This is a genomic window from Mesorhizobium alhagi CCNWXJ12-2, from assembly GCF_000236565.1.
Lineage (GTDB): Bacteria > Pseudomonadota > Alphaproteobacteria > Rhizobiales > Rhizobiaceae > Allomesorhizobium > Allomesorhizobium alhagi.
The window spans coordinates 1-1,785 of record NZ_AHAM01000357.1; the positions used below are offsets into that span (position 1 = coordinate 1).

Below are 1,785 nucleotides of genomic sequence, written 5' to 3' on the forward strand. Positions count from 1 at the left end.
AAACTCGCCACGCTGCTCCATTTCATAAATCGTGCTGTCAGCCATAGGCACCGTCTCGCGCAATTGGTGCCGGCGGATCGTTCTCCGAATTTGCATGGTTTCGATCTGTGCCATGCTCAATCCCCTACATTGCTGAGGCGATTGAGAACGATAGATGTTGATGCTGGAAGCCCCCTCGAACTGCCGTGCGGCATTTTCGGGCTATAGCGTACACATCGGCGGGTTCCCCTTGGCTGCCAGGTGCAGCATAGGGGCGAGCGACGCTGAGCGATTTCAGCGAGGCGATCCAGCCGTCATCCCTGTACGGCCTGTCAGCAGCCACTTCGCAGCCGAAGGTCTAGACGTAAAAATCCGCGTCGCGGCCTTGATCCCGAACCGGCAACATGGCGAACTTGATGTGCATTTTTGTTCAACCTCCTGAAGCGTGTCGGAGCTAGTGGGTTGCCCACTCTACGCACTGAATGATGATCCCGTTTGGATCGGTGACTTGAAATAGCTTCTCTCCCCATTCCTCCTCTCGAAGAGGCATGGTGATGTTAACGCTGCTCTTTCGGAAACGTGCTTCCACCTCGGCGATGTTGTCGACGGTGAAAGCCAGGATCGCTCCGCTCGTGCGTTCGTCGCGAAAGCCCTCGGGCAATTGCGAGATGCCGCGACGAAGATAGATGACATTGACCGTGCTCTCGTCGTGGTGGAGGGACGCAAATCCGTCGGCCGCCATTTTCTCGCGAAATCCGAAGTGGTCCGCAAGGAAAGGCACTGGACGCAGGCACATCATCGACGTTGAACGAAATGGTGGATGCGGTGATTTTCAACTTGGGCTCCTTGCGCTGATCGAAACGACATTCTCGTACTAAGTACGGATATACGTCAATCGCATTAGCGTGCATAGTACGAAATTATGAGGGACTTGGTGCGCGATCAAAAGGCAAATGACCCGGCTGGCTTGATGAAGCTGTTGTGGCGGGATTCTGTCGATATCGTCCCGAAACCTGGTCGCAAGAGAGGCCTCGCCATCGAGGGACTGATAGAGGCTGCGATTGGTATCGCCGACGAGCACGGGTTGGCTGCCATGACCATTCGCGGTCTGGCAGCGGCGCTGCATAAGCCGACGATGACGATCTACACTTACGTCTCCGGAAAGGCCGAGCTCGTGCCTTTGATGCTCGACACGATCTATCAGCGGATGGACCGTAGCGCGCCGGCGGATCGAGATTGGCGGGACAAGGTGGTGCGAATCGCCGAAGACAATCGCAGACTTTTCGAACGGCACCCTTGGGCAGCTGACGTGTCGTTCGGCCGACCGTCGCTCGGGCCAGGAACAATCGCCAAATACGAATACGAGCTCGCCGCGCTCGAAGACCTCGGTGTGGACGACGTAACTCGCGATAGCGTCCTCACGCACATCCTCGTCGTCGTCGCTGCCGTCGCCCGTGCCAGCGCGAACCAGGATTTAGAAGTGCGCAGCAGTGCTCAGAGTGATGAGGAATGGTGGCGCGAGAACGCACCCTTTCTTGCTTTGGCGTTCGATCCGGAGAAATTCCCGCTCGCCGCGAGGATCGGAGCGGCCGCGGGCGATGCGCTTGGCGGAGCATTCAACGCGGAACATTCTTGGACGTTCGCAGTCGACCGAATGATCGACGGAATAGAAGCGCTGATTGGGAGGGGGCGCAGTTCGACCTGACGCGACCCAGTGGGTGCTTTCCGGCCGCCGAGCCGGAATACGAGGTGCAGCGCCGGCATATGATGCAGGAGTGGGCGGATATCGTTGACGCCTGGGTCGAC

General features: G+C 58.0%; 2 protein-coding genes and 1 pseudogene. 1 reads left to right on the forward strand and 2 read right to left on the reverse strand.

Annotated features, from left to right (window positions below; translation table 11 throughout):
- Together MAXJ12_RS34875 and MAXJ12_RS34115 are read right to left on the reverse strand one after the other, a co-directional pair.
- Positions 1-114: pseudogene (locus tag MAXJ12_RS34875) on the reverse strand (AlpA family phage regulatory protein); the annotation flags it as partial.
- A gap of 319 nt (positions 115-433) precedes the next feature.
- Positions 434-778, reverse strand: coding sequence for a VOC family protein (locus MAXJ12_RS34115; RefSeq protein WP_341872561.1), 345 nt, complete (start codon positions 776-778; stop codon positions 434-436).
- Between the two features lie 135 nt (positions 779-913).
- Here MAXJ12_RS34115 and MAXJ12_RS34120 point away from each other — a divergent pair, with 135 nt between their 5' ends.
- The gene (locus MAXJ12_RS34120; RefSeq protein ID WP_202946727.1) at positions 914-1,684 is read left to right on the forward strand and encodes a TetR/AcrR family transcriptional regulator; all 771 of its coding nucleotides are present in this window, start codon (positions 914-916) and stop codon (positions 1,682-1,684) included.
- The last annotated feature ends 101 nt before the right edge of the window (positions 1,685-1,785 follow it).

Coding starts and splice junctions, on each gene's coding strand:
- MAXJ12_RS34115 (WP_341872561.1), bottom strand. CDS start 778: ATGATGTGCCTGCGTCCAGTGCCTTTCCTTGCGGACCACTTCGGATTT.